Origin of the sequence: Micromonospora sp. AMSO31t (genome assembly GCF_008868175.1) — a bacterium.
GTDB lineage: Bacteria > Actinomycetota > Actinomycetes > Mycobacteriales > Micromonosporaceae > Micromonospora.
Map to the genome: position 1 here is coordinate 1 of NZ_WBKT01000083.1, position 24,660 is coordinate 24,660.

Genomic DNA, 24,660 nt, shown 5'->3' on the forward strand with positions numbered 1-24,660 from the left:
GTACAAAGGACAGCGCCCGGGCGGGCCGGTAGGGGTGGACGTCGAGCGGCGCCGGCCGCTGCCCGCCACGCCGCTGGCCCGGCGCTGGTACGACCCGGACGAGGCGGCCTGGCTGGCCGCCCGGGCCGAGGCCGGCCGGGAGCTGGACTTCCTGCGCCTGTGGACGGCCAAGGAGGCGGTCGGCAAGGCGCTCGGCACGGGGCTGCGCGACGGCGGGTTGCGCCGCCGGATGCCCACGCCGGACGCCGGCGGCGAGTTGCTGCGCGCGGTCCCCGGCTGTCCCGGGGTGCGGGTCGGCCATCCGGCCGGCGGTCCGGGCCTGGTGCTCGCCGTCGCGGTCGCCGGGGCGGCCGGGCCGGTCGAGGTCGCCCTCGCGTAGCGGGCCGGTCATGACGCGGCGTCCCGCAGCGCCGTCGCGGAGCGGACCAGCTTGCCGGTGGTGGTGCGCGGCATCTGGTCGAGCAGGTGCAGGGTGCGGGGCCGCTTGTAGCCGGCCAGGCGCTCGGCGAGCAGCTTGTCCAGGGTGTCCTCGGAGAGCGAGCCGTCGGTCTGCACGTACGCGGTGATGCCGTCGTCCCAGACCACCACGGCGGCGGTCACCCCGGGCAGCTCGGCCACGGTGGCCTCCACCTCGGTGAGGTCGACCTTCATGCCGCCCACCGACACCTGCGAGTCGAGCCGGCCCCTGATGGTGACCAGCCCGGTGTCCGGGTCGACCACGCCGGCGTCGCGGGTGTGCAGCCAGCCGTCGGCCCAGCGGGTCGGGTCGGCGAGCCCGACGTACGGGTTGGCCGGGCAGCTCACCCACAGCTCGCCGCCGGACTCGCGAACCCGGATGCCGGGGGCGGGGGCGATGGCCGGGCGGTGCGCACCGTGCAGGTCGGTGCCGATGACGCCGACCTCGGTCATCCCGTACATGTTGCCCAGCGGGACGCCGTAGCGGTCGGTGAAGGCGCGGGCCACGGCGGCCGGCACCAGTTCGCCGCCGGTGGTCATCCGCCGGAGCTGCGGCAGGGGCCGGGACGGCACGGTGGAGGCGAGCAGGCCGATGTGGAACGGCACTCCGAGCACGGTGGCCGGGCTGTCCTGGGCGGCGACGGCGGCAAGGATCGCGTCGCCGCTGAGCCGCTCGGGCGGGCACAGCTCGACGCCGGCGTGCAGCCCGTAGAGCAGGCCGCCCACCAGACCGAGCACGTGCACCATGGAGGGCAGCAGGACGATCCGCTCGCCGGGCAGGGCCACCCCGTCGATGCGCGTGTAGCGGTGCACCTCGCCGACCAGGTCCTCGACGGTGCGCCCGATCACCTTGGACGGCCCGGTGGAGCCGGAGCTGAGCTGGATCACCGCGTGCGGGCTGCCGGCCGGGCCGTCGGCGTACGGCGTGACGCCGGCGGTGACGTCGACGAAGATCCGCAGGGCGCCGCCGCCGGTCCGCACGGGCGCGACCACCACCTGCGGGCCGAGCCGGCGCAGCGCCCTGTCGACCTCGTGGTCGGTGAGCCGGTGGTCGAGCAGGATCGCCTGGGCGCCGGCGCGCCAGGTGGCCAGCAGGTGCACCACGTACGCCAGCGACGGGGGCAGCCGCAGCGCGGCGGCGCCGCCGGGCCGCAGGCCGGCCCCGGCCAGCCGGGTCTGCGCCTCGCCCACGAGGCGGCGCAGGGTGGCCTTGTCGACCGGCTCGGGCAGGCGGAGACATATGTCGGTGGGACGCCCGGTGAACAGAATGTCGTCCACCCAACTCGCGTCTGTCGACACAGGATCTTCCGCCATAGGATGTGCTGTCACGACCGCCCACCGCCCAGCCTCGAAGTGGGCGAAATCCGCCCAACACGTGCGTTCTCCGGGGTGCTGACGGAACAGTACGACAGCCGTTGGATCCATTGCTACATGCAAATGGCTAGATCAATAAGGGCGGCTGGGCGGATTGCTCAGGCTCGATCGGACAGGCAGGATCGGTGCCACGCCGGCTCGGTAGCCCGCCGGCCGCCCGACGCTGTGCTCGGGCGGGGTGCGGCCCGGTCCAACGGGTGTCTACGCTCGCGGCATGTTCCGTGCGGCCCGGCCCGACGACTTCGCGCAGATCATCCGCCTCTACCGGCAACTGCAACCCGGCGATCCGCAGCTGACGGACGGATCCGACGCACGGGTCTTCGCGCAGATCCTGCAAACTCCGGGACTGCACCTCTTCGTGCTCGAACTGGACGGGGTCGTCGTCGCCAGCACGTACCTCAACGTGATCCCCAACATCAGCCGATCGGCATCGCCCTACGCCGTCATCGAGAACGTCGTGGTCGAGGAGTCGCGGCGCGGCACCGGTCTGGGCAAGCAGATCATGGCCGGCACGCTCCAGGCCGCCTGGGACGCGGGTTGCTACAAGGCGATGCTCATGACGGGATCGCGCAGACCCGCGACCCACGCCTTCTACCGGGCCTGCGGGTTCTCCGGCGACGTCAAGACGGCGTACCTGGCTCGCCCGTCGTGACGCGGCGCACCGGTCGCCCCGTCACCTCTCCTCCCCCGCCGGCGGGGGCGCGGCGCCGCGGAGGACCACCGCGCTGTTGAAGCCGTCGAAGCCGCGCGCCCCGACCAGGGCGATGCGGCTGCGCGGCGGGCGCGGCCGGCGCAGGAAGGTCAGCTCGCAGCCCGGCGCCGGCTGCTCCGGCCCGGCCGAGGCCGGCAACAGGCCGTGGTGGAAGGCGAGCAGCGCGGTGGCCGCGTCCAGCGCCGAACCGCCCTGGTGGGCCCGGCCGGTCAGCGGCTTCTGCGTGGTCACCGGCGGGGTCGTCGCGCCGAAGACCGCGTGCAGGGCGGCCGCCTCGGCCCGGTCGTACGCCGGCACGCCCAGCGCGTCCGGCCAGATCACGTCCACGTCGTGCGGGCGGACGGCGGCCCGGTCCAGGGCCAGGCGCAGCGCCCGGGCGTAGTGGGTCGGATCGGGGCCGGCCTCCGGATCGGTCGGTGCGGCGTCGTGGGTGGCCGCCCAGCCGGTGATCTCCCCGTAGATCCGGGCGCCCCGGGCCAGCGCGTGCCCCAGCTCCTCCACCACGAACACGGCGCCGCCCTCGGCCGGCACGTACCCGGCGGCGCCCGCGTCGAACGGCCGGTACGCCCGCTCCGGGTCGGCCACGTCGCTGAGCAGCCCCGAGCGGAGCTGGCAGGCCAGCGCGTACGGGCTGAGCGGGCACTCGGCCGCCCCGGCCACCACCAGCGGGGTGCCGCGGCGGATGGTCCGCACCGCGTGGGCGAGGCTGTCCAGCCCGCCGGCCGACTCGGAGACGGTCACCCCGCAGGGCCCCTTGAGCTGGTGCCGGATGGACAGCTGCCCGACGCTGGCCGCGTAGAACCAGGCGATCGACTGGTACGCCCCGACGGTCCGGGACGGCCCGCCCCAGAGCCGTTGCAGCTCCCGCTGCCCGAACAGGTTCCCGCCCGAGGAGCTGGCCAGGGTGACCGCCCACTGGTACGGGTCGGGGGCCTCCTCGGGCAGGCCCGCGTCGGCGAGGGCCAGCCGGGTGGCGGCGAAGCCGAGGTGCGTCCACCGGTCGGTCTGCACCCGCTGCCGGGTGTCGCTGAACCCGGCCGGGTCGAAGTCGGGCACCTCCCCGGCCACCCGCGTCGGGTAGCCGGCCGGGTCGAACAGGGTGATGGGCCCGGTGCGGCGGGTGCCGGCCAGCACCGAGTCCCAGTGCGCGTCGGCGCCGACGCCGGTCGGCGCGACCACCCCCAGCCCGGTCACCACGGCCCGGGCCGTCACGGCGTTGTCCTTGTTCGCGACTGCGGGGCTCGCAACACCGGCTCACTCCTCGCGCTCACGGGCGTTGTCCTTGTTCGCGACTGCGGGGCTCGCAACACCGGCTCACTCCTCGCGCTCACGGGCGTTGTCCTTGTTCGCGACTGCGGGGCTCGCAACACCGGCTCACTCCTCGCGCTCACGGGTGCACCGCCAACCGGCGGAAGATCATGGCGGACTGGAAGCCGCCGAAGCCGCTGCCCACCGACAGCGCCACGTCCACGGGCACCTCCCGGGCCTCGTTGGGCACGTAGTCCAGGTCGCACTCCGGGTCCCTGGTGGCCCAGTTGGCGGTGGGCGGCACCACGCCGTACTCGATGGCCAGCGCGCACGCGGCCATCTCGATGGAGCCGATGGCGCCCAGCGAGTGCCCGACCATCGACTTGATCGAGCTGATCGGCACCCGGTACGCGGTCGCGCCCAGCGCCCGCTTGAACGCGGCCGTCTCGTGCCGGTCGTTCTGCCGGGTGCCCGAGCCGTGCGCGCTCACGTACGACACGGCGGACGGGGCGAGCCGGGCCTGGCGCAGCGCGTCGGTGATCGCCACGGCCATCTCCGCCCCGTCGGGGCGCAGCCCGGTCATGTGGAACCCGTTGCTGCGGCTGGCGTAGCCGGCCACCTCGCAGTAGACGTGCGCGCCCCGGCGCCGGGCGTGCTCGGCCTCCTCCAGCACCAGCACGGCCGCGCCCTCGGCCAGGACGAAGCCGTGCCGGTCGGCGTCGAACGGCCGGGAGGCGTGCTCCGGGTCGTCGTTGTCCGGGCTGGTGGCGCCGATGGCGTCGAACGAGGCCACGGTGACCGGGGAGATCGGCGAGTCGGCGGCCCCGGCCAGCACGATGTCCGCCTCGCCGTCGGCGATAAGCTGGTGGGCGTACCCGATGGCGTCGATGCCGGACGTGCAGCCGGTGGAGACCACCTGCGCCGGGCCGTGCAGGCCGTGCCGGCAGGCCACGTCGGCGGCCAGGCTGCTCGGGATCAGCGCCTGGTACAGGTACGGCCCGCCGAGGGTGTGGTCGACGAGCCAGTGCCGGCCGGAGTCGCTGACCCGCACGTACTCCTTCTCCAGTGCCATGGTGCCGCCGACGGCGGTGCCGAGCACCACACCGGCGCGTTCCCGGTCGGCGTCGGACAGCGTCAGGCCGCTGTCGGCGAGCGCCTCCGCGGAGCAGGCCAGGGCGAACTGCACGTACCGGTCGGCGCGCTGCCGCTCGGCCAGGGTGATGCCGGCGGCGTCCGGGTCGAAGTCGCACTCGGCGGCGATCTGCGAGCGGAACGGCGACGGGTCGAAGAAGCTGATCCGCCGGGTGGCGGTGCGCCCCTCGGTGATGGTCTTCCAGAACCGGTCCCGGGTGGCGCCGCCGGGGGCGACGACGCCGACGCCGGTGACCACGGTCCGCCGGCCGGTCACGACGGCGTCCGGGGTGGTGGGGCGCCCTCGGTGTCGACGTGGCCGAGTTCCGGGCGGGGGGCGAGCGGCCCGAGGTGGAAGACCACCTCGGCCGGCTCGTCGCCGGTGTTGCGCAGCCGGTGCCGCACGTCCTTGGGCACGAACAGCCCCTCGCCGGCCGCGAGGAGCACCGGCCGGTCGTCCAGGTCGACGGTGATGGCGCCGCGGGCGACGTAGAGGAACTCCTCGCTGTAGGGGTGGTAGTGCTCGGCGATCCGCTCCCCCGGCGCGAGGGTGGCCACCCCCATGAAGCCGGAGGTGCTGCCGACGGTCTTCGGGCCGAGCAGCACCCGCAGCTCGCCGCCGCGCCGCCGGTCGGGGGTGACGTCGTGGACGGAGACCCGGGCCGTGGTCGTGTCGGTCATCGCGCGCCTCCCGCGTGCGCCCGCTCGATCCGCTCCTTGATGACGGCGAGCTGGACCTTGCTGTTGGTGTTGATCCGCTCGGTCATGCCGGCGTTGTCGACCGGCGCGGTGGGCTTCATGGCGAAGTCCTGCACCCACGTCATCCGGGTGCCGCCGTCGACCTCGTCGTAGCGCCAGTAGATGCGCATGTACTCGAACGGGCCGGTCTCCACCCGCCGGGCGCGCACCTCGCGGGTCGCCGGGTCGGCGGTGCGTTCGCTGACCCAGCTCCACGACGTGCCGTTCTCGTCCGGGTGCATGGTGAGCCGGAACCGGACCGTGTCGCCCTCGCGGTGCAGGATCTCGACCACGGCGTACTCGGTGAACAGCTCGGTCCACCGGGCCACGTCGTTGGTGATCTCCCAGACCAGCGGCAGCGGGGCGGCGATGTCGACGGCGTTCTCGGTGTGCCCCGGCGGGTCCGCCTTCCGGGCCACCAGGTCGGCGACGCCGGCGATGCTGAGCTGCCCGGCCTGCTCCGGGATCTTCACCCGCCACCGGTCGGCCACGACCGCGGAGAGTTCGAGCAGGGCCAGCGAGTCCATGCCCAGCTCCTCAAGGCTGGCGGCCGGGGTGCGGGCGGCCGCGTCGGCGTCCAGGCCGCAGTGGGTCACCAGGATGTCGGTGATCTCGTTGGTGAGCGGTCGGTCGGGAGCGACGGTCATGGGTTCCTCCAGGCGTTCGGGCCGGCGGCGGGCACGGCGGTGACGGGGGTACGGCCGGCCGGGTCGGCGTCGGCGCGGATGTCGGGCAGGGCCGGTGCGGCCCGGTCGGCGCCGTCGGGCGGCGGGGCGGCGGCCGGTACGGCGTCGGCGGCGGGCGGGTTGAGCAGGCGGTCGACCAGGGCGGTGGTGTGCCGTCCGGCGCGGAAGGCGGCGTCGCGCAGCACCCGCCGGGCGAACGGGATGGTGGTGCGCACCCCCGGGCCGGCCACCTCGAACTCGCCGAGCGCCCGGTCGAGCCGGTCCAGCGCGCCGTCCCGGTCCGGCGCCCAGACCGCCACCTTGGCCAGCAGCGAGTCGTAGTGCGGGCTGACCAGGTAGCCGACGTGGCCGTGGGTGTCCACCCGGGTGAACGGGCCGCCGGGCGGCCGGAACCGGTCCAGCCGGCCGGGGGCCGGGGCGAAGTCCCGGTCCGGGTCCTCCACGTTGACCCGGCACTCGACCGCCACCCCGCGCAGCCGGACGTCCTCCTGCCGCCAGCGCAGCGGCGTGCCGGCGGCCACGTGCAGCTGCTCGTGGACCAGGTCGATGCCGGTCACCAGCTCGGTCACCGGGTGCTCCACCTGGATCCGGCAGTTGATCTCCAGGAAGTGGCAGCGTTCCGCCTCGTCCACCAGGAACTCGACGGTGCCGGCGCCGGTGAACCCGACCGAGAGGGCGCCGCGCAGCGCGGTCTCCGCGAGGGTGTCCAGGGTGGCCGGTCGCAGCGCCGGGGCGGGCGCCTCCTCGATCAGCTTCTGGTGGCGGCGCTGCACCGAGCAGTCCCGGGTGCCCAGGTGGATCCCGTTGCCGTGGCCGTCGCAGAGCACCTGCACCTCGACGTGCCGGGCGTCGGCCAGGTACCGCTCGACGTAGACCCGGTCGTCGCCGAAGGCGACCTGGGCGGCGGCGCGGGTGCGGGCGTACGCGCGGGGCAGCTCGGCGGCCGAGCGGACCACGGTCATCCCGCGACCGCCCCCGCCGGCGGCTGCCTTCACGATCACCGGGTAGCCGACCTCGGCCGCCACGTCGAGCGCCTCGGCAGCGGTCGGCAGGGTCCGCACGCTGCCCGGCGGCAGCGGCAGGCCGGCGCGGCTCATCAGCGCCCGCGCCGTGGACTTGTCCGCGAGGGCGGCCATCACCTGCGGCGGCGGGCCCACGAAGGTGAGCCCGTTCTCCGCGCAGATCTCGGCGAAGTCGGCGTCCTCGGAGAGGAAGCCGTAGCCCGGGTGCACGGCCTGCGCGCCGGTCTGCCGGGCCGCCTCGACGATCGCGGCGGCGTTCAGGTAGCTCTGCCGGCTGGACGCCGGTCCGATCTGGACGGTCTCGTCGGCCAGCCGTACCGGCAGCGAGTCCGCGTCGGCGCTGGAGTGCACCACCACCGTGCGTACGCCCAGCTCCTGGCAGGCCCGCAGCACCCGCAGCGCGATCTCGCCCCGGTTGGCGATGAGCACCTTGTCGAACATCACGCGTCCCGTCCGGTGAGCGGTTCCAGGGCGATAAGCGGCTGGTCGTACTCGACGGGCTTGCCGTCCTCCACCAGCACCTCGACCACCCGTCCGGCCTGGCCGGCGGTCACCTCGTTCATGAGCTTCATGGCCTCGACGATGCCGACCACCTGGCCGGGCCGGACCACGTCGCCGACCACCACGAACGGGGCGGCGCCGGGCTCGGGGGCGCGGTAGAAGGTGCCGACCACGGGCGCCCGCACCGCCGGGCGGTCCGTCACGGGCGTGACGTCGGCCCGCGGTTCGGTGACCGGGTCGGCCTCGGCACGGGGCGCCGGGGCCGGCGGGACCGGGTGGTGCCACTCCACCTCCAGCACGGTCTCGCCGCTGCGCAGCCGAACCCGGCGCACCGGGCCGGCCAGCTCGGCGACCAGCTTGCGGGCGTGCCGACTCAACCCGTCCAGCACCTCGTCGGGCCCGCCGTCCGGGCTCATCGCGCCACCTCCGTTCGTGTCCGATCAGTCGCCTCGACCGGCGGGTTCGGGCCCGCCGAGCGGGCCGCGCCGAAGCGGCGGAACCGCTGCCGGCGGCGGCGGACCAGGGTGGCCGGCGGCACGGCGAGCAGCGGCGCGAGGTTCGCCGCCACGGCCCGGCCCAGCAGCTCGGCGGCACCTGCCGGATCGCCGTGCGCGGCGGGCCGCGGCTCGGGCACCACCTCGTCGATCACCCCGAGCCGGCACAGGTCGGCGGCGGTGAGCCGGAGCGCCCGGGCGGCCTGCGGGGCGGCCGAGCTGTCCGGCCAGAGGATCGCGGCGCAGCCCTCCGGGCTGATCACCGAGTAGACGGCGTGCTCCAGCATCAGCACCCGGTCGGCGACCGCGAGGGCGAGCGCGCCGCCGCTGCCGCCCTCGCCGGTGACCACCGCGACGACCGGCGTGGGCAGGACGCTCAGCGCGAGGATGTTCTCCGCGATCGCGCCCGCCTGGCCCTGCTGCTCGGCGTCCACCCCCGGGTCGGCGCCAGGGGTGTCCACGAGGGTCACCACCGGCAGGCGGAGCCGGGCCGCGAGGCGCATGAGGCGCAACGCCTTGCGGTGCCCGGCCGGGCTGGCCATGCCGAAGTTGCGGGCCACCAGCTCCGCGGTGGTGTGTCCCTTCTGGTGGCCGATCACCATCACCGGCCGGCCGTCCAGCCGGGCCACCCCGCCGACGATCGCGGGGCAGTCGGCCCCGAGCCGGTCGCCGTGCAGCTCCACGAAGCCGTCGAAGGCGGTCTCCAGGTAGTCCAGCGTGGTGGGCCGGCCCGGGTGCCGCGCCGTGCGTACCGTCTCCCAGGCGTCCCGGGCCGGCCCGGGCGCGCCGGCCGTGACGGCCGGTCGCGGCGCCGGCTCCTGCCGGGGTACGGGCACCCGCCGGCCGGCCTCGGCGGCGGCGAGCAGCGCCGTCAACCGGCCGCGCAGCGCGTGCCGGGGCACCACGAGGTCGATCTGGCCGTGCCGGAGCAGGAACTCGGCCGTCTGGAAGCCCTCCGGCAGGGTGGCGCCGGTGACCTGGCGGATCACCCGGGGGCCGGCGAAGCCCAGCCGGGCGCCGCTCTCGGCGAGCACCACGTCGGTGTTGGTGGCGAAGGAGGCGGCCACCCCGCCGTAGGTGGGGTCCGTGACGACGCTGACGGTGAGCAGGCCCGCCTCGCGCAAGCCGGCGACGGCCTGGCTCACCGTGGCCATCTGCATGAGCGACAGGGCGCCCTCCTGCATCCGCGCCCCGCCGGAGGCCGTGACGAGCACCAGCGGCGTGGCGTCGGCCAGCGCCCGCTCGGCGGTGCGGGTGATCAGCTCGCCGACCGCGCAGCCGAGGCTGCCGCCGAGGAAGCGGAAGTCCATCACCGCCAGGGCGACCGGGTGACCGCCGACCCGGGCGGTCCCGCAGAGCACGGCCTCGTCCAGGCCGGAGCCGGCGCGTGCCGCGCCGAGCCGGTGCGGATAGGGCAGCGCGTCCACGAACCCGATCGGGTCGACCCGCACCGCCCGGTCCGGCAGCGGGGTGAACGAGTCCGGGTCGACCAGCTGCGCCACCCGGTCGGGGGCGTCGAGCCTGGCGTGCGACCCGCACTCCGGGCAGACGTCGAGGTTGCGCCGCAGCCGCTTGCGGTAGAGCAGCGAGGCGCAGCCGTCGCAGCGGGACCAGAGCTGTTCGTCCCGGGGAGCGGTGGTGGTCACGGTCGCCGCCCTGGGGCGTCGTACCGGTAGAAACAGTGGGCCATGGCGTCGCGCGGCGAACGCCAGGTCGGCAGGTACGGCGAGATGTACGGGCGCAGCCGCTCGCTGACCCGGACGAACTCGGGATGGCCGCGCGCCTCCTCCACCGCCCCCTCGGTCGGCGCGTCCGTCTCCAGGAGATGGACGTAGAGGTCGTGCAGCCGGTAGAGGGAGCGGTGCCGGACGCCGACCAGGCCGGGCAGCTCGGTCGCGTCGGACGCGGCGAAGATCTCGGCGACCCGATCCTCGGCGGTCGGCACCACCTTGGCGACGATGAGCGAACGGTCCATCCGCGGCCTCCCCTGGATGCGTACCGGTGCATGGCGACCGGTCTCGGCGCACGACTGGCGACACGGTGCCGCCGGGACCGTCAACGCGGCGTCAACCGGCCACCATCGGCCCGGGAAGTCGGTGACGCTGCGTTGACGCAAACTGTGCGCTAGCTATGTGAAGATCAGGTTCGCTCACGGATAGCGACACTTCTTCGCAGTTCACAGGCCGTTCGTCTGGCCACTACAGACGGTCAGTAAACGGACCATCCGTTGACTCAGAGTAACAAGTGTTGATATTCTCCGTACCGGTCAGCCCGGCCAAAGCGGGCTTTCTCCGCCAGGGCGGAGCCGTTCCGACACCGGCGTCGTGGGCAGCCGAGCCGGGCAACAGAGGACGGTCGGGACGAGGGTTCCGCGTGCTGGGGGTGCGCCCGTGTCCGGTGGATCGAGAATGCCGACGGCGGGAGACTCCGCCCCACGGGTGTCGCTGCACCTGCTCGGCGGGTTCCGGCTGCTCCACGACGGCGTCCCCGTGGTGGTCCCCCGGGGCCTGCAACGGGTCATCGCCCTCATCGGCCTGCGCCCGGCCGCCACCCGCAGCCACCTCGCCGGGCTGCTCTGGCCGGAGACCTCGGAGGACCGGGCCCTCTCCTCGCTGCGCACCGCGCTGTGGCGGCTCCGGCAGGACCCCTGCTGCCCGCTACGCACCGACGGCGACACCGTCCGCCTCGACCCCACCGTCCACCTCGACGTCGACGAGCTGGTGGCGACCGCCGACCGGGTACGCGACGGCCAGGTTCCCCGCGGCGCCGCCGGCGCCGGCCGGCACGACCTCCTCCCCGGCTGGTACGACGACTGGGTGCTGCTGGAACGGGAACGGCTGCGGCAGCTCCGGCTGCACATGCTGGAGGAACTCGCCGGCAACCACCTCACCGCCGGGCGGCACGGCGAGGCCCTGGAGGCGGCGCTGGAGGCGATGGCCGCCGAGCCCCTCCGGGAGACCCCGCACCGCCTGGTCGTCCGCATCCACCTCGCCGAGGGCAACGCGTTCGAAGCGGTGCACGCCTTCTACGTCTACCGCGACCTGCTGCTGCGCGAGCTGCGCCTCGAACCGTCCCCGGCCATGTCCGCGCTGCTCGACGAGACCCTCGCCCCGATCCGGCGTGCCAGCCGGCGGGACGCGCCCCCCCGGCGCGCCGACCGGAACAACGCCCCCGGGCGCCCGACCGGCTCGGCACCGCGCGGCTCGACCGCACCCACCACACCACACCCCCGCTGACCGCAGCGTCACCACCGCCATCAATGTCACCGTCCGGGCCGTGACGGTCAGGTGACAGCGGGCCCGGCAGGGTGTGCCCACGGTGGCCGGCGCCCTGGACCGGAGTCGGCGCACCACCAGCGGCGAGAGGGGCCCCGATGAGTCGACTGTTGGTCGTCAGCCGGATCGTGCCGGGTGCGCAGGGCCGGGTGGCCCAGATCTTCGCCGAGTCCGACGCCACCGAACTGCCCCGCCTCACCGGGATCCGGCACCGCTCCCTGTACTACCTGCACGACCTGTGCGTGCACCTCATGGAGACGGTGGACGTCGACCCGGACCTGGCCGCCGAGGTCCGCGACAACCCGTTCTACCAGCAGGTCAACGAGCGGCTGTCGGCGCACACGTCGCCGTACCTGCCGACCTGGCGTTCCCCCCGCGACGCCGTGGCCGGCTGCTTCTACAGCTGGGACGCGGCCGACCTCCCGGTGCCCCGCCAGGCCTGCTGAGCGGTCCGGCGCGAAGACCGGGGCGTCCCGGACCCTCGAACGGCACCAGGGTCCGGGGCGCCCCTTCCGCGCACCCGCGTGGCACACGCTCGGTCATCCCGCGGCCACCGGCCGGCACTTCCCGTCCCACCAGCGGCGGCAGCCGCCGACCTCCCTGTCGCCCCGCGCGTACGTGTGCGAAGCTGCCCCGAGTTTTCTCGCGATTGTCGTTCACGTACATAGGAGGAGGTTGGCATGCCGTCGAGCTTCGGGCAGTGGCTGGTCCTGATCCTGGCCCTGCTGGTGGGCCTGGTCGTCGGGTGGGTGGTGAGCGGCCGCCGGAACGCGGCCGGCACCGGCACGCCCACGGTGGAGGGTGCCGCCGCCCCGGCGCCCGAGGTGACCGCCACGGTCGACCGGGAGCGGCCGGAGGCCGTGGTCGACGAGGTGCCGGCGCCCGCCGCGGTGACCGAGGCGCCGACCCCGGCCGAGGAGGACCCCGCCCCGGCCGCCGCCACGCTGGCCGCCGAGGCCACCCCCCTGCCGTCAGACGAGCCGGTGACGGTCACCGAGCCGGTGACGGTCACCGAGCCGGCCGCGTCCGACGTGGCCGTGGCCGGGGAGCCGGCCGCCGCGACCGAGCCGGCACCGGCCGCCGAGCCGGTGGCCGTGCCGGCCGAGCCGGTAGCCGACGAGCCGGTGGCCGACGAGCCGGTGGCCGGGACGGAGCCGGCCGCGCCGGTGACGGTGCCCGCGCCGCGCGCCTCGGTCGAGGACGCCGCTCCGGCCCAGGTGGACGCCGCCGACGACTTCCGGCGGATCCAGGGCATCGGGCCGAAGCTGGCCGCCGCCCTCCAGGCCGCCGGCATCCGCACCTACCAGCAGCTCAGCGAGCTGGACGAGGCGGCGCTGCGGGAGACCGTCAAGGCCGCCGGCCTGCGCGCCGCCCCCGGCCTGGCGACGTGGTCGCAGCAGGCGAAGGTGCTGGCCGGCGCCCGCGCCGAGGCCGACCGGGTGCTCCCCGCCGGCACCGGCCGGGACGCCTGAGCCGACCCACGGGCCGGTGGTGACCGAGGGTCACCACCGGCCCGCGCGCCCCGGACGGGCGCGAATGCGGGAAACCGGGCACGGGTCTGCGCGGGCGTCGCTACGGTCGGTGCAGGGCCGGACGGCCCGCCGCGCCGATCCCGCCACCGCAGGAGCAGCTCGTGCCCACCGCCACGCCGGAGCAGCCCGCCGAGCCGCGGCCCCCGGTACGCGATCCCGAGGCACCACGCCGGGTGACCCTGCTGGAGCTCTTCTTCGACCTGGTGTACGTGGTCGCGCTCTCCCTGATCTCCCGCGGCCTGATCCACGAACTCAACTGGGAGCGGGCCTTTCAGTCGCTGATCATGCTGATGGCGATGTGGTGGACCTGGGCGATCACCACCCTGGTCACCGACATGTACGACCCGCAACGTCCCGAGATCAAGCTCCTGATCATCGGGGTGATGTTCGGGGCGCTGCTGATGACCACCACCATCCCGGAGGCGTTCGCCGGCCGCGGACTGGTCTTCGCCGGCACGTACGTGGCGATCCATCTCGGACGCGGGCTGTTCCTCATGCCGGCGGTGCGGCGCCACCGGCAGACCCAGCGCCGGGCCGCCCGCATCTTCATCTGGTTCGCGATCTCCGCGATCCCCTGGCTCGCCGGCGCCACGGTGGTCGGCCACGCCCGCGAGATCCTCTGGGCGCTGGCGCTGGGCATCGACTACCTCGGCTTCCGGCTCGCGTACCCGGTGCCGGGGCTGGGCGTGGTGCCGGACGCCCAGCGCAACGTGACCGCCGAGCACCTCTCCGAGCGCTACCAGCAGTTCTTCATCATCGCGCTGGGCGACGCCATCCTGGTCACCGGCACGGTCTTCAGCCTGCACCACTCGGAGGCGGAGAACATCGGCGCCTTCGCCATCGCGTTCGCCACCACGCTGCTGCTCTGGCGGATCTACGTGCACAAGTCCGGGGAGCTGCTGCCGCACGCCATCGCCATGTCGAAGCAGCCGGCCAAGTTCTTGAACTCCGCCCCGTACACCCACCTGCTCATGGTGGCCGGCGTGGTGACCAGCGCGGCGGGGTTCGACCTGGTGCTGCTCGAACCGACCGGGACCACCCCGCCGGCCTGGCTGGCGGTCATCCTGGGTGGGCCGGCGCTGTTCCTGACCGGTCGGGCCGCCTTCGAGTACGAGGTGTTCAGCCGGGTGTCGCGGTCCCGCCCCGGCGGCGTCCTGGCGCTGCTCACCATCTCCCCCGGCCTGCTGTTCCTCGCGCCGGTCTACGCGGCGCTCGGGGCGATGCTGGTGCTGGCCGGGGTGGCCGTCGCCGACCACCTGCGCAGCCGGGGCCGGCCGCCGGAGATGCCGGCGCCGCCGCACTGACCCGGCCGGGCATGGTCGGAATCGGCCGTGCCGGAACCGCGGCGCCGTTTGACCGTTCCCCCGCCCTGGGTACATGACCTCCACCTCGAATCCACCACAACCCCAGTGGAGGCAACCCATGCGCGGCACCTCGATAGTCGGCGTCCTGGTCGTCATCTGGCTCGTCATCGGCGCCATCGCCGCCGGCCAGCGCGGTTACTACGGCAACGACGACACCAACTGCGCCGAGGCCGGCACCATCCTCGTCACCATCGTGGCCGGCCCGCTGAACTACATCGGCGCCAACCCCAAGGTGGACTGCAAGCTCCCCGAGCCGTCCAAGTAGGCCCCGCACCACCCCGGCCCGCGCCCGCTCCCCCGCGGCGCGGGCCTTTCCGTGCCCGGCGTACGCAGGGTCACCACCGCTCTGCCGTCCTAGGAGGCTGGGCTCCTCACTCGGGTGCGGGTTTGTCGGGGTGCGGGGCGGGAAGTGCAGCGGTCCAGCCGCGCGGGGGACGGGAGACCAGGGCGATGCAGATCGGCTACAAGCTGGCCTCGGAGGCCTTCGGCCCGCAGGACCTCATCCGGCAGGCGGTCCGGGCGGAACAGGCCGGCTTCGACTTCGTCGAGATGAGCGACCACTACCACCCCTGGCTGGAGGTGCAGGGGCACTCCTGTTTCACCTGGAGCGCGCTCGCCGCCGTCGCCGCGAAGACCAGCACGCTGGGGCTGGCCACCGGGGTCACCTGCCCCTCGGTGCGGTACCACCCGGCGATCATCGCCCAGGCCGCGGCCACCATGGCGCTGATCTCCGACGGGCGGTTCACCCTGGGAGTGGGCGCGGGCGAACGGCTCAACGAGCACGTGGTCGGGCAGGGCTTCCCGAGCGTCCGGGGGCGGCACGAACGGCTGCGCGAGGCCCTGGAGATCATCCGGCTGCTCTGGCAGGGCGGCTACCAGTCGTACGAGGGCCGGCATCTCCAGCTGGAGGACGCCCGGGTGTGGGACCTGCCGGAGACGCCCCCGGTGATCGCCGTGGCGGCCAGCGGACGGTCCTCCGCGGCGATGGCCGCCGAGCTGGGCGACGGGCTGTTCGCCACCGAGCCGAAGTCGTCGATCGTCGAGCACTACCAGGAGGCCGGTGGGCAGGGGCCCCGCTACGCGGAGGTGCCGATGGCCTGGGCCACCGACGAGGAGCAGGCGGTCCGCGCGGCGAAGGAGACCAGCCGCTGGGCGGTCACCGGGTGGAAGGTGATGAGCGAGCTGCCCAACCCGGTGAACTTCGACGCGGCGACGGTCTGGGTGGAGGACCAGCACATCCGGCAGCAGTTCTCGGTCGGGCCGGACCCCGAGCCGCACCTGGCGAAGGTGAAGCCGTACGTCGACGCCGGCTTCGACCACGTCGTGCTGCAGAACGCCGGCCCGGACCCGGACGGCTTCCTCGACTTCTGCGCGGGCGGCTTCCTCGACCGGGTGCGCGCACTCGCCTGATCCGCGCCCCGGTAGCCGGGCGCAGCCCGGTGCGGGTGGCGGTCGGCGTACCCCTGGGTCGCCAGCGGTGCTCAGCCGCCGACGTGGATGCCGGGCCGGCGGGCCGGGTCCGGCTCGGTCTTGCGGATGATCTCCCGGACCACCGGCGGGGTGTCGCCGCGGCCCAGGATCAGGTAGCGCAGCAGGTGCGCGATCGGGTTGCCCTCGGACCACTCGAAGTGGCAGTGCGGGCGGACACCGGTGGCGTCGCGGAGCGCCAGCAGGATGGCCGCGATGGCGTTGGGCGCGGCCGGGCTGTTCGCCCGCAGGATGCGGTAGCCGCCGACCTCGACCCCGTGCACCCGCAGCACCTCGCTGAACCGCGAGGGGTCGCTGATGTCGATCTCCAGGAAGAGGACGTCGGCGGCGCCGGGCACCGGGTTCATGCCGCGCTGCGCGCGCTCCTTGAGCCGGTACTCCTTCAGCGAGCCGCTCTGCCGCTTGTTGGCGATGAGGTGCAGCCGGCCGTCGTGGGCGATCGAGTCGGCGACGAACCGCCGCGCCGCGTCGTCGAACTCGATCCGCTCGGCGCGCAGTTCGGTGGTGCGGGACACCCGGGAGATCAGCGAGACGGCGACGATGCCGGCGATGAACAGGCCGGAGATGGTGATGCCGTCCGGCTTCTCGATGACGTTCTCGACCAGCGCGTAGAGCAGCACGAGCGTGAGCACCGTGAAGCCGATCCCGGCGAACGGGTGCCGCGACCGGTAGGCCGAGATGGTCACCGCGATCGCGCCGGAGACCATCATGGCCAGGATGCCGGTGGCGTACGCGCCGGCCTGGGCGTTGACGTCGGCGCGGAAGGCGACCGTGATGGCGACGCTGATCGCCGTGTAGACCAGCACCACCGGCCGGACCGCCCGCCCCCACTCGGGCGCCATGCCGTAGGAGGGCAGGTAGCGGGGCACGATGTTGATCAGCCCGGCCATCGCCGAGGCCCCGGCGAACCAGAGGATGAGGATGCTGCTGATGTCGTAGACCGTGCCGAACGCCTCGCCCAAGTGCTCGTGGGCCAGGAAGGCCAGGGCCCGCCCGCTGGCCGCCCCGCCGGGCGCGAACTCGTGCGGCGGGATGAGCACGGTGGTGACGAAGGTGGTGACGATGAGGTAGACCGACATGATCAGCGCGGCGGTGGTGAGCAGCTTGCGGGTGTTGCGGATCCGCGCCGTCAACCGGTGCTCGGCGTCGACGCCGTCGCTCTTGACCAGCGGCATCATGCTCACCCCGGTCTCGAAGCCGGAGAGGCCCAGCACCAGCAGCGGGAACGCGAGCACGCTGGTGGCGAGCACGTCGCCCGCGCCACCGACCCGGGTCAGCCGGTCGGTCCAGCCCCCGAACGTCCCCGGATCGGCGGCGACCTCGGCCAGGCCGGCGACGACGATCACCGCGTTCAGCCCCAGGAAGACCGCGACCAGGGGGATGGCGACCTGCACCGCCTCGCTGAACCCCAGCAGGAACACCCCGCCGAGGATGAGCAGCAGCACCACGGTCACCAGCACGGCGGCCGTGGCGCCGTGCGGGAACGACTCGGGCAGGATCGGGTTCTCCAGCAGGTGCACGGTGGCGTCGGCGGCGGAGAGCGTGATCGTGATGATCCACGAGGTGGCCACGAAGCCGAGCAGCACCAGCACGAAGATCTTGCCCCGCCAGAACGGCAGCAGCCGTTCCAGCATGGCCACCGAGCCCTGCCCGTGCGGGCTCTCCCGGGCCACCCGCCGGTACATCGGCAGCATCCCGAACAGGGTCAGCGCGACGATCAGCAGGGTCGCGAGCGGGCTCAGCGCGCCGGCCGCCACCGCGGCGATGCCGGGCAGGTAGGACAGGGTGGAGAAGTAGTCCACGCCGGTCAGGCACATCACCCGCCACCAGGGATGGCCCTTCGACTGGTGCTCGCGGGTCTCCGGGCCTTCCGGCTGCACCCGGTGCTGGAACAGCCAGCGGGCGAGCCGGCTGGTCGGTTGGGCCCGCCGGACCGGACTCTCCACGCGTTCGGGCAGCATCGCCGGGCCCCGCCGGGCGCGGTCGCCGCGCTCGGGGTCGCGGGCGTCGCGCAGCGTCCGGTCCGCGGGGGTCGACTGCGCGTGGTGGCGGCGCCCCCGCGTCCGCCGGGGCTGCCCCCCGTCCCGTGCCTCCGCCATGTGCACCCCTTCAGGCCCTGAACCGACCGTAGGTCGTGCGCGGGGCCCGGCCCGGCGGAACCGGGCAAGCGGCCGGAGATGATCAAGGCGGGGTGGCCAGGGCGTCGCGCAGCGCCTCCGGGTCACTCACCGTCACCGTGACGGCCGGGTGGCGCGGCCAGGGGCCGGGGACGAGCGCCGGCACCGGGGTGGCGAGGCGGATGCACACCCCGGCGGCCACGCCGGTGCCGAAGGTGACCCCGCCGTCGGCCAGGGACAGGTGCGGTCCGACGGCCCGCCACCAGCGGTACGGGCCGCCCAGCTCGACCCCGCTGACGTTGTCCCGGGCGGTGCGCAGCCGCCAGGGGCCGTACCGGACGGTCAGCTCGGCCGGGCCCAACTCGACGCGGGCGGTCTCCGGCCGGATCCCGAGCAGGGCCAGTGGCAGCCGGAACGCCGGGTCGAACCGGAAGGCGAAGCGGCGGACCGGATCGGTGTGCGGCATGACCAGCGGGTACCCGGTCGGCCCGGGCCGACACCCGGTCGCCGTCAGCCCGGGCCGGCCCAGCCGCTCGGGAGCGCCGCTTGCACCGGCCCGTGCTCGCACCACTGACGGCGTCCCCGCGCCCTACCGACGGCGGGACGCGGGGACCCCCCGTCCCGGCTACTGCAGGAACGCCCCGAGGGGCGACAGCAGCAGCCGGCCGAGCAGCGCGGCGTTGTCGTCCAACCGCATCCGCTCACACTCGCGGGCCTCCGGGTCGTGCCGGCAGCGCCAGATCTTCTGCGCGTTGCGCCAGGCCACGTTCCGGGTGTACTCGACCAGTTCGCCCTGGTACCAGTCGTCGATGTCGCCGTTCACCATGTCGATCATCAGCTGCCAGTGGTCCAGGTAGCCGCGGCGCAGCTCCGGGATCCGCTCGGCGAAGATCTTGTTGATCTCCAGGTAGTCGTGGTGCTGGTCGCTGGCGTCGACCGGCTCGGACTCCAGGCTGTCGAAGGTGGTCACCAGCGCGAACGGCAGGTCGTAGTTGATGTGGGCGTTCACCCCGGCGGCGGCCGACGGCAGCGGCCGGGCGTCCGGGCCGCGCATCCGCTGGAACAGGCACGACCAGGCCTTCGGGGTGCTCGGGTGGGAGTCCGTCCAGAACCGCAGCGCGTCGAAGTAGCGGGCGGCGAACTCCACGTCGAGCCGGGCCAGAAAGGCCGGGTCGGTGAAGCGGTCGTCGTACAGGCCGTCGAGGACCGTGGAGGTGATGACCAGGTAGAGCTTGTTGAAGTCGGCCAGCGGGCAGCTCTCCTCCAGCGGAGGCAGCCGGACCAGCAGATCCTGGAGCTTGGTGAGGTGGTCGACGACCGCCGGCACGTCGGCGGGGTGGTCGGCGAGCAGCCCGACGATGTCCTGGTGCACGGGACCCCAGACCGGTTCGGTCATCTCTCCTCCACAGTGGTCGGCGCCCCCACGACGCCACCCGGTGACGCTGGACAGCCTTCCAGCCGGCGTACGCCGGCCGGATCAGTAGAACGACGTATTGCCGACGTACGGCTACTCGGCCCGGTTGCGCAGGAAGATCGCACTGGCCTGCACCCGGGTGCGCACCTGGAGCTTGTCGAAGATGTGCGACACGTGCACGCCGATGGTCCGCTCGCTGATGAACAGCCGCTGGCCGATCTCCCGGTTGGTCAGCCCCTCGGCGACCGCCGCGAGCACCTCCCGCTCCCGGGCGGTGAGCACCACCAGCTCGTCCACCGTGGGCGCGGCCGGCTCCGCGGCCCGGGGCCGGGGCGCCGGACGGGCGGTCGTGCCCTCGTCCAGGGCCACCCGGGCCCGGCCCGCCAGGGTGCGGATCTCCTCGCTGAGCGGCACCGCGCCGAGCGACTGGGCCGTCCGGTGGGCCTGCCGCAGCAGCTTGCCGGCGGTGGCCACCCGGCTGCGCCGGGCCAGCAGCGCCTCGGCCTGCCGCAACCGGGAGTAGGCCGCCGGGTAGGGGTGGTTGCGCCGGTCCCACTCGGTGGCGGCGCGCGCCCACAGCTCGGGGTCGCCCCGGCCGTCGTCCAGCCGGCTCAGCTCGGCGGCGCAGAGGGCCAGGAACGCGTCGGCGACGTAGCGCACCGGGGCGCCCGCCTTCCCGCTCTTGGCGGCCACCCGGTCGACCACCTCGCGCAGCCGGCGGACCGCGTTCGGATCCACCTCGACGGTGCGGCTGGCCGACGCCTCCGCCTCCGCGCGCAGCCCGTGCCAGGCCAGCGTGGCCAGCACGATGACGTCGTCGGAGCGGCTCTCGGTGAGGCCCCGCTGGACCGCCTGCCGGGCCAGGTCGTGCCGGCCCTGCCACATGGCCAGCCCGGCCCGCAGGATGAGCATCGGCAGCACGTGCCGGGCCCCGCCGCCGGCCAGCACGGTGGCGACCGCCTCCAGGTCGCGGTCGGAGGCCTCGACGTCGCCGTAGCCGACGGACAGCCGGCACCGGGCGAGCAGCAGCTCGACCGCGTCCGCGCCGGACGGGCGGTGGCGCAGCGCGGCGGCGACGACCTTCTCGGCCTCGGCCCACTGCCCCACCCGGAACAGCCCGTTGGTGGCGATGGCCAGCAGCCGGGTCTCCCAGGTGCGGCCGAGCCCCAGCTCGGCGACCCGCTCGGCGCCCCGGCGGGCCACCACCACCCCCTCCTCGAGGATGTTCAGCGGCCCGGTGAGCAGCTCGGCCAGGTGCAGGTACGCACAGGCCACGTCCTCCGGCCGGCCGGAGCGCTCGGCGGTGTCCAGCGCCCTGCGCATGACGGCGAGCCCGGCGTCCGGGTCCTCCAGGTAGGCCTCGCTGAACCCGAGGGCGGCGCTGGCCAGCACCACCTCGGAGGCGGTGCCCTCGACCTCGGCGGCGAGCCGGAGCGCCTCCCGGGCCTGGTCGCCGGCCTCGGCGTAGCGGCCCAGGTGCAGCAGCAGCTCGGCCAGGTGGGCGGCGGCGGTGGCCCGCTCCCGGGGCGTGCAGTCGTCCGCGGCCAGCACCCGCCGGTATTCGGCCTCGGCGGGGGCGGACCGGCCCGCGGCGGCCAGGTAGCGGGCCCGCCGGATGTGCAGGGCGCAGGTGGGCGGGCCGGCCGGGTCGGCGGCCAGCTCCTCCAGCAGGGCCAGCGCGCGGGCGTGCTCCCCGCAGTGGTGCGCCGACTCGGCCGCGTGGGTCAGCAGCTCGGCGCGGTCGACCTCGACCGGCTCGGGCCGGCCGCCGTCGGGCAGCACGGCGGGCGGCGTGCTGGCCAGGCTCAGGGCGGCCGACCAGTGGCGGTGCGCCTCGGCGTAGCCGTGCAACCGCTCGGCCTCGCGGGCGGCGGCCATCGCGGCCGGCAGGGCCCGGGCCGGCTCGCCGGCCAGCCGCCAGTGGTGGGCCAGCCGGGCCTGGTGCAGCTCGGCGGTGGCCGAGGTCAGCGTCTCGGCGTAGCGGCGGTGCAGCGCGGCCCGCTCGGCGGGGAGCAGCTCGTGCGCCAGCACCTCGGCGACCAGGCGGTGCCGCAGCCGGTAGCCGTCGTCGGCGCCGACCAGCAGCCGGTGCGCCACCGCCTCCCGGACCGCCTCGATCAGCTGGTCCTCTGGCAGCCGGACGACCTGGGCCAGCAGCCAGTGCTCGACCGGCTCGACCCCGGCGGCGACCGCGTGCACCACGGCGTGCGCGGGCTGCGGCAGCGCGTCGACCCGGGCCAGGAAGACCTCGCGCAGCGTGTCGGAGAGGCCGTCGTGGCCGTCGCGCAGGTCGCGGGCCAGCTCCTCCACCACGAACGGGTTGCCGCCGCTGCGCCGCCACATCTGGTCGGCGGCCTCGGGGGCCAGCGGCGCGCCGACGACGGCGGCGGCCAGCTCGTCGGTGTCGGCCCGGTCCAGCGGCGCCAGGTCGACCACCCGGACCGAGCGCAGCCGGCGCAGCTCGGTGAGCACCCGGCGCAGCGGGTGCGCGCCCTGCAACGACTCGGCCCGGATCGCGGCGAGCACCGACAGCTGGAGGTCGCCGAGACCGGCGAGCAGGTAGAGCAGGAGCTGTCGGGTGCTGCGGTCGACCCACTGGAGGTCGTCGAGGACCAGCACCAGCGGCCGACCGCCGGCGACCAGGTGCAGGCCGCGCGACACCCGCTCCAGCAGCGCGCCCGCGCCGTCCGGCCCGGGGGTCTCCTCGTCGAAGACCTGGAGCAGGCCGCGGACCGCGGAGGACGTGCGCGCCTCGGTCAGGTCGGCATCGAGGCGGCGCAGCGCCTGGCGCAGCGGGTGCAGCGGCGAGGCGTCGCCGATGTCGAGGCAGACGCCCGTGAGGACCAGCGCACCCGCGTCCCGCAGGCGCTCCCCCACCTCGGTCAGCAGCCGGGTCTTGCCCACCCCGCTCTCGCCGGTGAGGAACACCGCCGCGGTCTGCCCGGGGGCGACGTCGTCGAGCAGGGCCGACCGCAGCGCCCCCACCGTGTCGGCACGGCCGACGAGCGGCGCAGTGTCCACATCGCTGGCCATGCACCGCAGCCTAGTCACAGGTTCCCGCACCGTTCTACGGGCTCAGCGCCCTTGTGGTACTCCTCGCGTCGACATTACGACTAATGGTTGCGGGTGGTCGACATACGTCGTCCTACCGATCCCCCGAGGATCCGGTGGTGAAAGTCTCCGGTGGTCGTCAGGCACCGGACCGGGGAAAGGGTGGGTGCGATGCTGATCACCACGCCCGTGGAGAGTCGGGAAGCGGTCACCGTGGCCCGCTGGCCCGTGCCGGAGGAACGGCGCACGGTCACCGTCCTCTTTGCCGACATCGTCGGGTCGACCGGCCTGGTCGAGCGGCTCGACCCGGAGGACGTCCGGGCGCTGCAGCAGGCCTACTTCGGCACGGTGGCCGCGGTGCTCCGCCGGTGGCACGGCGTGGTGGAGAAGTACGTCGGCGACGCGGTGATGGCGCTGTTCGGGGCGCACGGCTCCGACGGGTTCGACGCCTACCGGGCGGTGCGCGCCGGGCTGGAGATCCAGGGCGCACTGGACCGGCGGCTGCCGGCCGGCACCCGGCTGCGGGTCCGGGTCGGTGTGGCCACCGGCGAGGTGCTGGTCGACCTTGCCGCCACCCACGACGGCGGGCACGGCGCGGCCAGCGGCGCGGTGATCACCACGGCGGCCCGCCTCCAGGAGTACGCCCCGCCGGGCGGAGTGGTGCTCTGCGCGGCCACCCGGCGGGCCGTCGCCGGCATGGTCGAGCAGCGCCCGCTGTCCGCCCTGACGGTGACCGGCCGGGCGGTGCCGCTGGACGTCTGGCGGGTGACCGGGGTGGCCCGGCGCCGGCCCGCCGCGCACCACGGCCCGCTGGTCGGCCGCCGCCGCGAGCTGGCCACGGCCGGCGCCGAGATCGTGCGGGCCGTGCGGGAGCGGCGTCCACGCTGGATCTCGCTGGTCGGCCCGGCCGGCAGCGGGCGCAGCCGGCTGCTGCACGAGCTGGCCCGCGCGGTGTCGACCGTGGACGGCACCCCGGTGCGCTGGTGCGTCGCGCACTGCCCGCCGTTCCCCGACGGGGAGCTGGCGCCGCTGGCGGACCTGGTCCGCGGCCTCGCCGGGCTCCGCGCCGGACAGTCCCCGGAGACGGTACGCCGGCGGCTGGGCACCACCCTGGACGGGCTGTCGCCGGCGACCCGGCGCGGTGCGGCGGCGCACGCGCTGGCCGAGTTCCTGGCCACGCCGGGCGACCCGGGTGCCGCCGCGCGCGGCGCCGAGGCCTGCCGGGAGATCCTGCTGGACCTGGCCGCCGGCCAGCCGGTGGTGGTGGCGGTGGACGACCTGGACCGGGCCGCGCCGGCGCTGAACCGGTTCCTGCACCGGGTGTTCGCCGCGGCCACCGAGCGGGGTCTGCCGCTCGCGGTGGTGGCCACCCACGGCCCGCGCTGGGCGGACCTGCTGCCCGGGGCGGCCGGCCGGCGACGCCGGGTTCCGCTGCCCGCGCTGGGCGCCGTCGACACCGGACAGCTCCTGCGGCACCTGCTCGACCGGGCCGGCCGCTCCACCGCGCCGGCCGCGGAGCTGCTCCCGCTGGTCGGCGGCAACCCGGCCGCCGCGGCGGCCTACGTCGCCACGCTCGGCGCCGGCGGCGAGCCGGCCGGTGTGCCCGAGCCGGTGAGGCGCCTCGTCGACGCCCGGCTGGACCGGCTCGACGGGGAGCAGCGGGCGGTGCTGATGGCGGCGGCGGCCTGGGCTGTGGACGTCCCGGCCGGCACGGTGGCGCGGATGCTCGGCTGGCGGGCCGGGCGCGCCGAACGGGTGCTGCGTGCGCTGGTCGACGCGGGCCTGCTGCGCCGCGCCGCCACCGGCGGGTACGCGGTCGCCGAGCCGGCCGTGGCCCGGGTGGCCGCGCACCGGCTGCCCCGCGCGGTGCGGGCCGAGTTCGCCCGCCGGCTGCGGGACGCCGGGGCGGTCGGGGCGATCCGCCCCGCCGCCACGGGGCCGGCCGGCGGGGTCACCACCGGCCGGGCCGCGTGCCCGACCGGGGTGCGGCGCCGGTCGGGTGGAGGGGCCCGACCGGCGCCGGTCCCCGGTGCGGGCGGCCCGACTCGGGGTGTGAC

22 protein-coding genes are annotated in these 24,660 nt (G+C 75.1%); 9 read left to right on the top strand and 13 right to left on the bottom strand.

Translation table 11 applies throughout. The features are described from left to right. Positions 1-379 (top strand): 4'-phosphopantetheinyl transferase superfamily protein (locus F8274_RS18890; RefSeq protein ID WP_151463700.1); only part of this gene is annotated, 379 nt, incomplete at its 5' end. Positions 380-387: 8 nt separating this feature from the next. Here F8274_RS18890 and F8274_RS18895 read toward each other — a convergent pair. After that, positions 388-1,770, bottom strand: a complete 1,383-nt coding sequence (locus tag F8274_RS18895) for a class I adenylate-forming enzyme family protein (protein WP_151463701.1) — start codon at positions 1,768-1,770, stop codon at positions 388-390. Positions 1,771-2,044: 274 nt separating this feature from the next. Here F8274_RS18895 and F8274_RS18900 point away from each other — a divergent pair, with 274 nt between their 5' ends. Beyond that, positions 2,045-2,482 carry a GNAT family N-acetyltransferase gene (locus F8274_RS18900; RefSeq protein ID WP_151463702.1) on the top strand — a complete coding sequence of 146 codons (438 nt, stop codon included), beginning with the start codon at positions 2,045-2,047 and terminating at the stop codon, positions 2,480-2,482. Between the two features lie 21 nt (positions 2,483-2,503). Here F8274_RS18900 and F8274_RS18905 read toward each other — a convergent pair whose 3' ends face one another. The 8 genes from F8274_RS18905 to F8274_RS18940 all read right to left on the bottom strand — a co-directional run bounded on the left by F8274_RS18905 (position 2,504) and on the right by F8274_RS18940 (position 10,337). After that, complete coding sequence (locus tag F8274_RS18905; RefSeq protein WP_151463703.1) at positions 2,504-3,754, bottom strand: beta-ketoacyl synthase N-terminal-like domain-containing protein; 1,251 nt, start codon at positions 3,752-3,754, stop codon at positions 2,504-2,506. Between the two features lie 175 nt (positions 3,755-3,929). Then, positions 3,930-5,198, bottom strand: coding sequence for a beta-ketoacyl synthase (locus F8274_RS18910; RefSeq protein ID WP_151463704.1), 1,269 nt, complete (start codon positions 5,196-5,198; stop codon positions 3,930-3,932). Continuing rightward, entirely contained in the window at positions 5,195-5,602 is a 408-nt protein-coding gene (locus F8274_RS18915) for a cupin domain-containing protein (RefSeq protein ID WP_151463705.1), read from the bottom strand. The genes F8274_RS18910 and F8274_RS18915 overlap by 4 nt, the downstream gene beginning before the upstream one ends. Continuing rightward, positions 5,599-6,306 carry an SRPBCC family protein gene (locus F8274_RS18920; RefSeq protein ID WP_151463706.1) on the bottom strand — a complete coding sequence of 236 codons (708 nt, stop codon included), beginning with the start codon at positions 6,304-6,306 and terminating at the stop codon, positions 5,599-5,601. Before F8274_RS18920 ends, F8274_RS18915 begins: the two co-directional genes overlap by 4 nt. Further along, positions 6,303-7,808 carry an acetyl/propionyl/methylcrotonyl-CoA carboxylase subunit alpha gene (locus F8274_RS18925; RefSeq protein ID WP_151463707.1) on the bottom strand — a complete coding sequence of 502 codons (1,506 nt, stop codon included), beginning with the start codon at positions 7,806-7,808 and terminating at the stop codon, positions 6,303-6,305. Before F8274_RS18925 ends, F8274_RS18920 begins: the two co-directional genes overlap by 4 nt. Beyond that, positions 7,808-8,284 (bottom strand): acetyl-CoA carboxylase biotin carboxyl carrier protein, encoded by a 477-nt coding sequence (accB, locus tag F8274_RS18930; protein ID WP_151463708.1) that lies wholly within the window; start codon positions 8,282-8,284, stop codon positions 7,808-7,810. The genes F8274_RS18925 and accB overlap by 1 nt, the downstream gene beginning before the upstream one ends. After that, complete coding sequence (locus tag F8274_RS18935; RefSeq protein ID WP_151463709.1) at positions 8,281-10,008, bottom strand: acetyl-CoA carboxylase carboxyltransferase subunit alpha; 1,728 nt, start codon at positions 10,006-10,008, stop codon at positions 8,281-8,283. Before F8274_RS18935 ends, accB begins: the two co-directional genes overlap by 4 nt. Continuing rightward, positions 10,005-10,337, bottom strand: a complete 333-nt coding sequence (locus tag F8274_RS18940) for a TcmI family type II polyketide cyclase (protein WP_151463710.1) — start codon at positions 10,335-10,337, stop codon at positions 10,005-10,007. Before F8274_RS18940 ends, F8274_RS18935 begins: the two co-directional genes overlap by 4 nt. Positions 10,338-10,752: 415 nt before the next feature. Between F8274_RS18940 and F8274_RS18945 the strand changes: the two genes are divergently transcribed. From F8274_RS18945 to F8274_RS18970, 6 genes are all read left to right on the top strand, one after another. After that, entirely contained in the window at positions 10,753-11,598 is an 846-nt protein-coding gene (locus F8274_RS18945) for a BTAD domain-containing putative transcriptional regulator (protein ID WP_151463711.1), read from the top strand. Between the two features lie 137 nt (positions 11,599-11,735). Continuing rightward, the gene (locus tag F8274_RS18950; RefSeq protein WP_151463712.1) at positions 11,736-12,083 is read left to right on the top strand and encodes a TcmI family type II polyketide cyclase; all 348 of its coding nucleotides are present in this window, start codon (positions 11,736-11,738) and stop codon (positions 12,081-12,083) included. A 234-nt stretch (positions 12,084-12,317) separates the two neighbouring features. Then, positions 12,318-13,109, top strand: coding sequence for a hypothetical protein (locus F8274_RS18955; protein ID WP_151463713.1), 792 nt, complete (start codon positions 12,318-12,320; stop codon positions 13,107-13,109). 161 nt (positions 13,110-13,270) lie between these two features. Beyond that, complete coding sequence (locus F8274_RS18960; RefSeq protein WP_151463714.1) at positions 13,271-14,473, top strand: low temperature requirement protein A; 1,203 nt, start codon at positions 13,271-13,273, stop codon at positions 14,471-14,473. Positions 14,474-14,591: 118 nt separating this feature from the next. Beyond that, positions 14,592-14,798 (top strand): hypothetical protein, encoded by a 207-nt coding sequence (locus F8274_RS18965; protein WP_091305815.1) that lies wholly within the window; start codon positions 14,592-14,594, stop codon positions 14,796-14,798. Between the two features lie 185 nt (positions 14,799-14,983). Further along, positions 14,984-15,943, top strand: a complete 960-nt coding sequence (locus tag F8274_RS18970; RefSeq protein ID WP_151463715.1) for a TIGR03557 family F420-dependent LLM class oxidoreductase — start codon at positions 14,984-14,986, stop codon at positions 15,941-15,943. Between the two features lie 71 nt (positions 15,944-16,014). Here F8274_RS18970 and F8274_RS18975 read toward each other — a convergent pair whose 3' ends face one another. From F8274_RS18975 to F8274_RS18990, 4 genes are all read right to left on the bottom strand, one after another. Next, positions 16,015-17,982, bottom strand: a complete 1,968-nt coding sequence (locus tag F8274_RS18975; protein WP_370518246.1) for an amino acid transporter — start codon at positions 17,980-17,982, stop codon at positions 16,015-16,017. Between the two features lie 220 nt (positions 17,983-18,202). Continuing rightward, positions 18,203-18,604 carry a hypothetical protein gene (locus F8274_RS18980; RefSeq protein WP_151463717.1) on the bottom strand — a complete coding sequence of 134 codons (402 nt, stop codon included), beginning with the start codon at positions 18,602-18,604 and terminating at the stop codon, positions 18,203-18,205. 159 nt (positions 18,605-18,763) lie between these two features. Continuing rightward, positions 18,764-19,534 carry a DUF5995 family protein gene (locus F8274_RS18985; RefSeq protein ID WP_151463718.1) on the bottom strand — a complete coding sequence of 257 codons (771 nt, stop codon included), beginning with the start codon at positions 19,532-19,534 and terminating at the stop codon, positions 18,764-18,766. Positions 19,535-19,645: 111 nt separating this feature from the next. Then, the gene (locus F8274_RS18990) at positions 19,646-22,585 is read right to left on the bottom strand and encodes a helix-turn-helix transcriptional regulator (protein ID WP_151463719.1); all 2,940 of its coding nucleotides are present in this window, start codon (positions 22,583-22,585) and stop codon (positions 19,646-19,648) included. A gap of 189 nt (positions 22,586-22,774) precedes the next feature. Here F8274_RS18990 and F8274_RS18995 point away from each other — a divergent pair. Beyond that, positions 22,775-24,660 (top strand): adenylate/guanylate cyclase domain-containing protein (locus F8274_RS18995; RefSeq protein ID WP_151463720.1); only part of this gene is annotated, 1,886 nt, incomplete at its 3' end.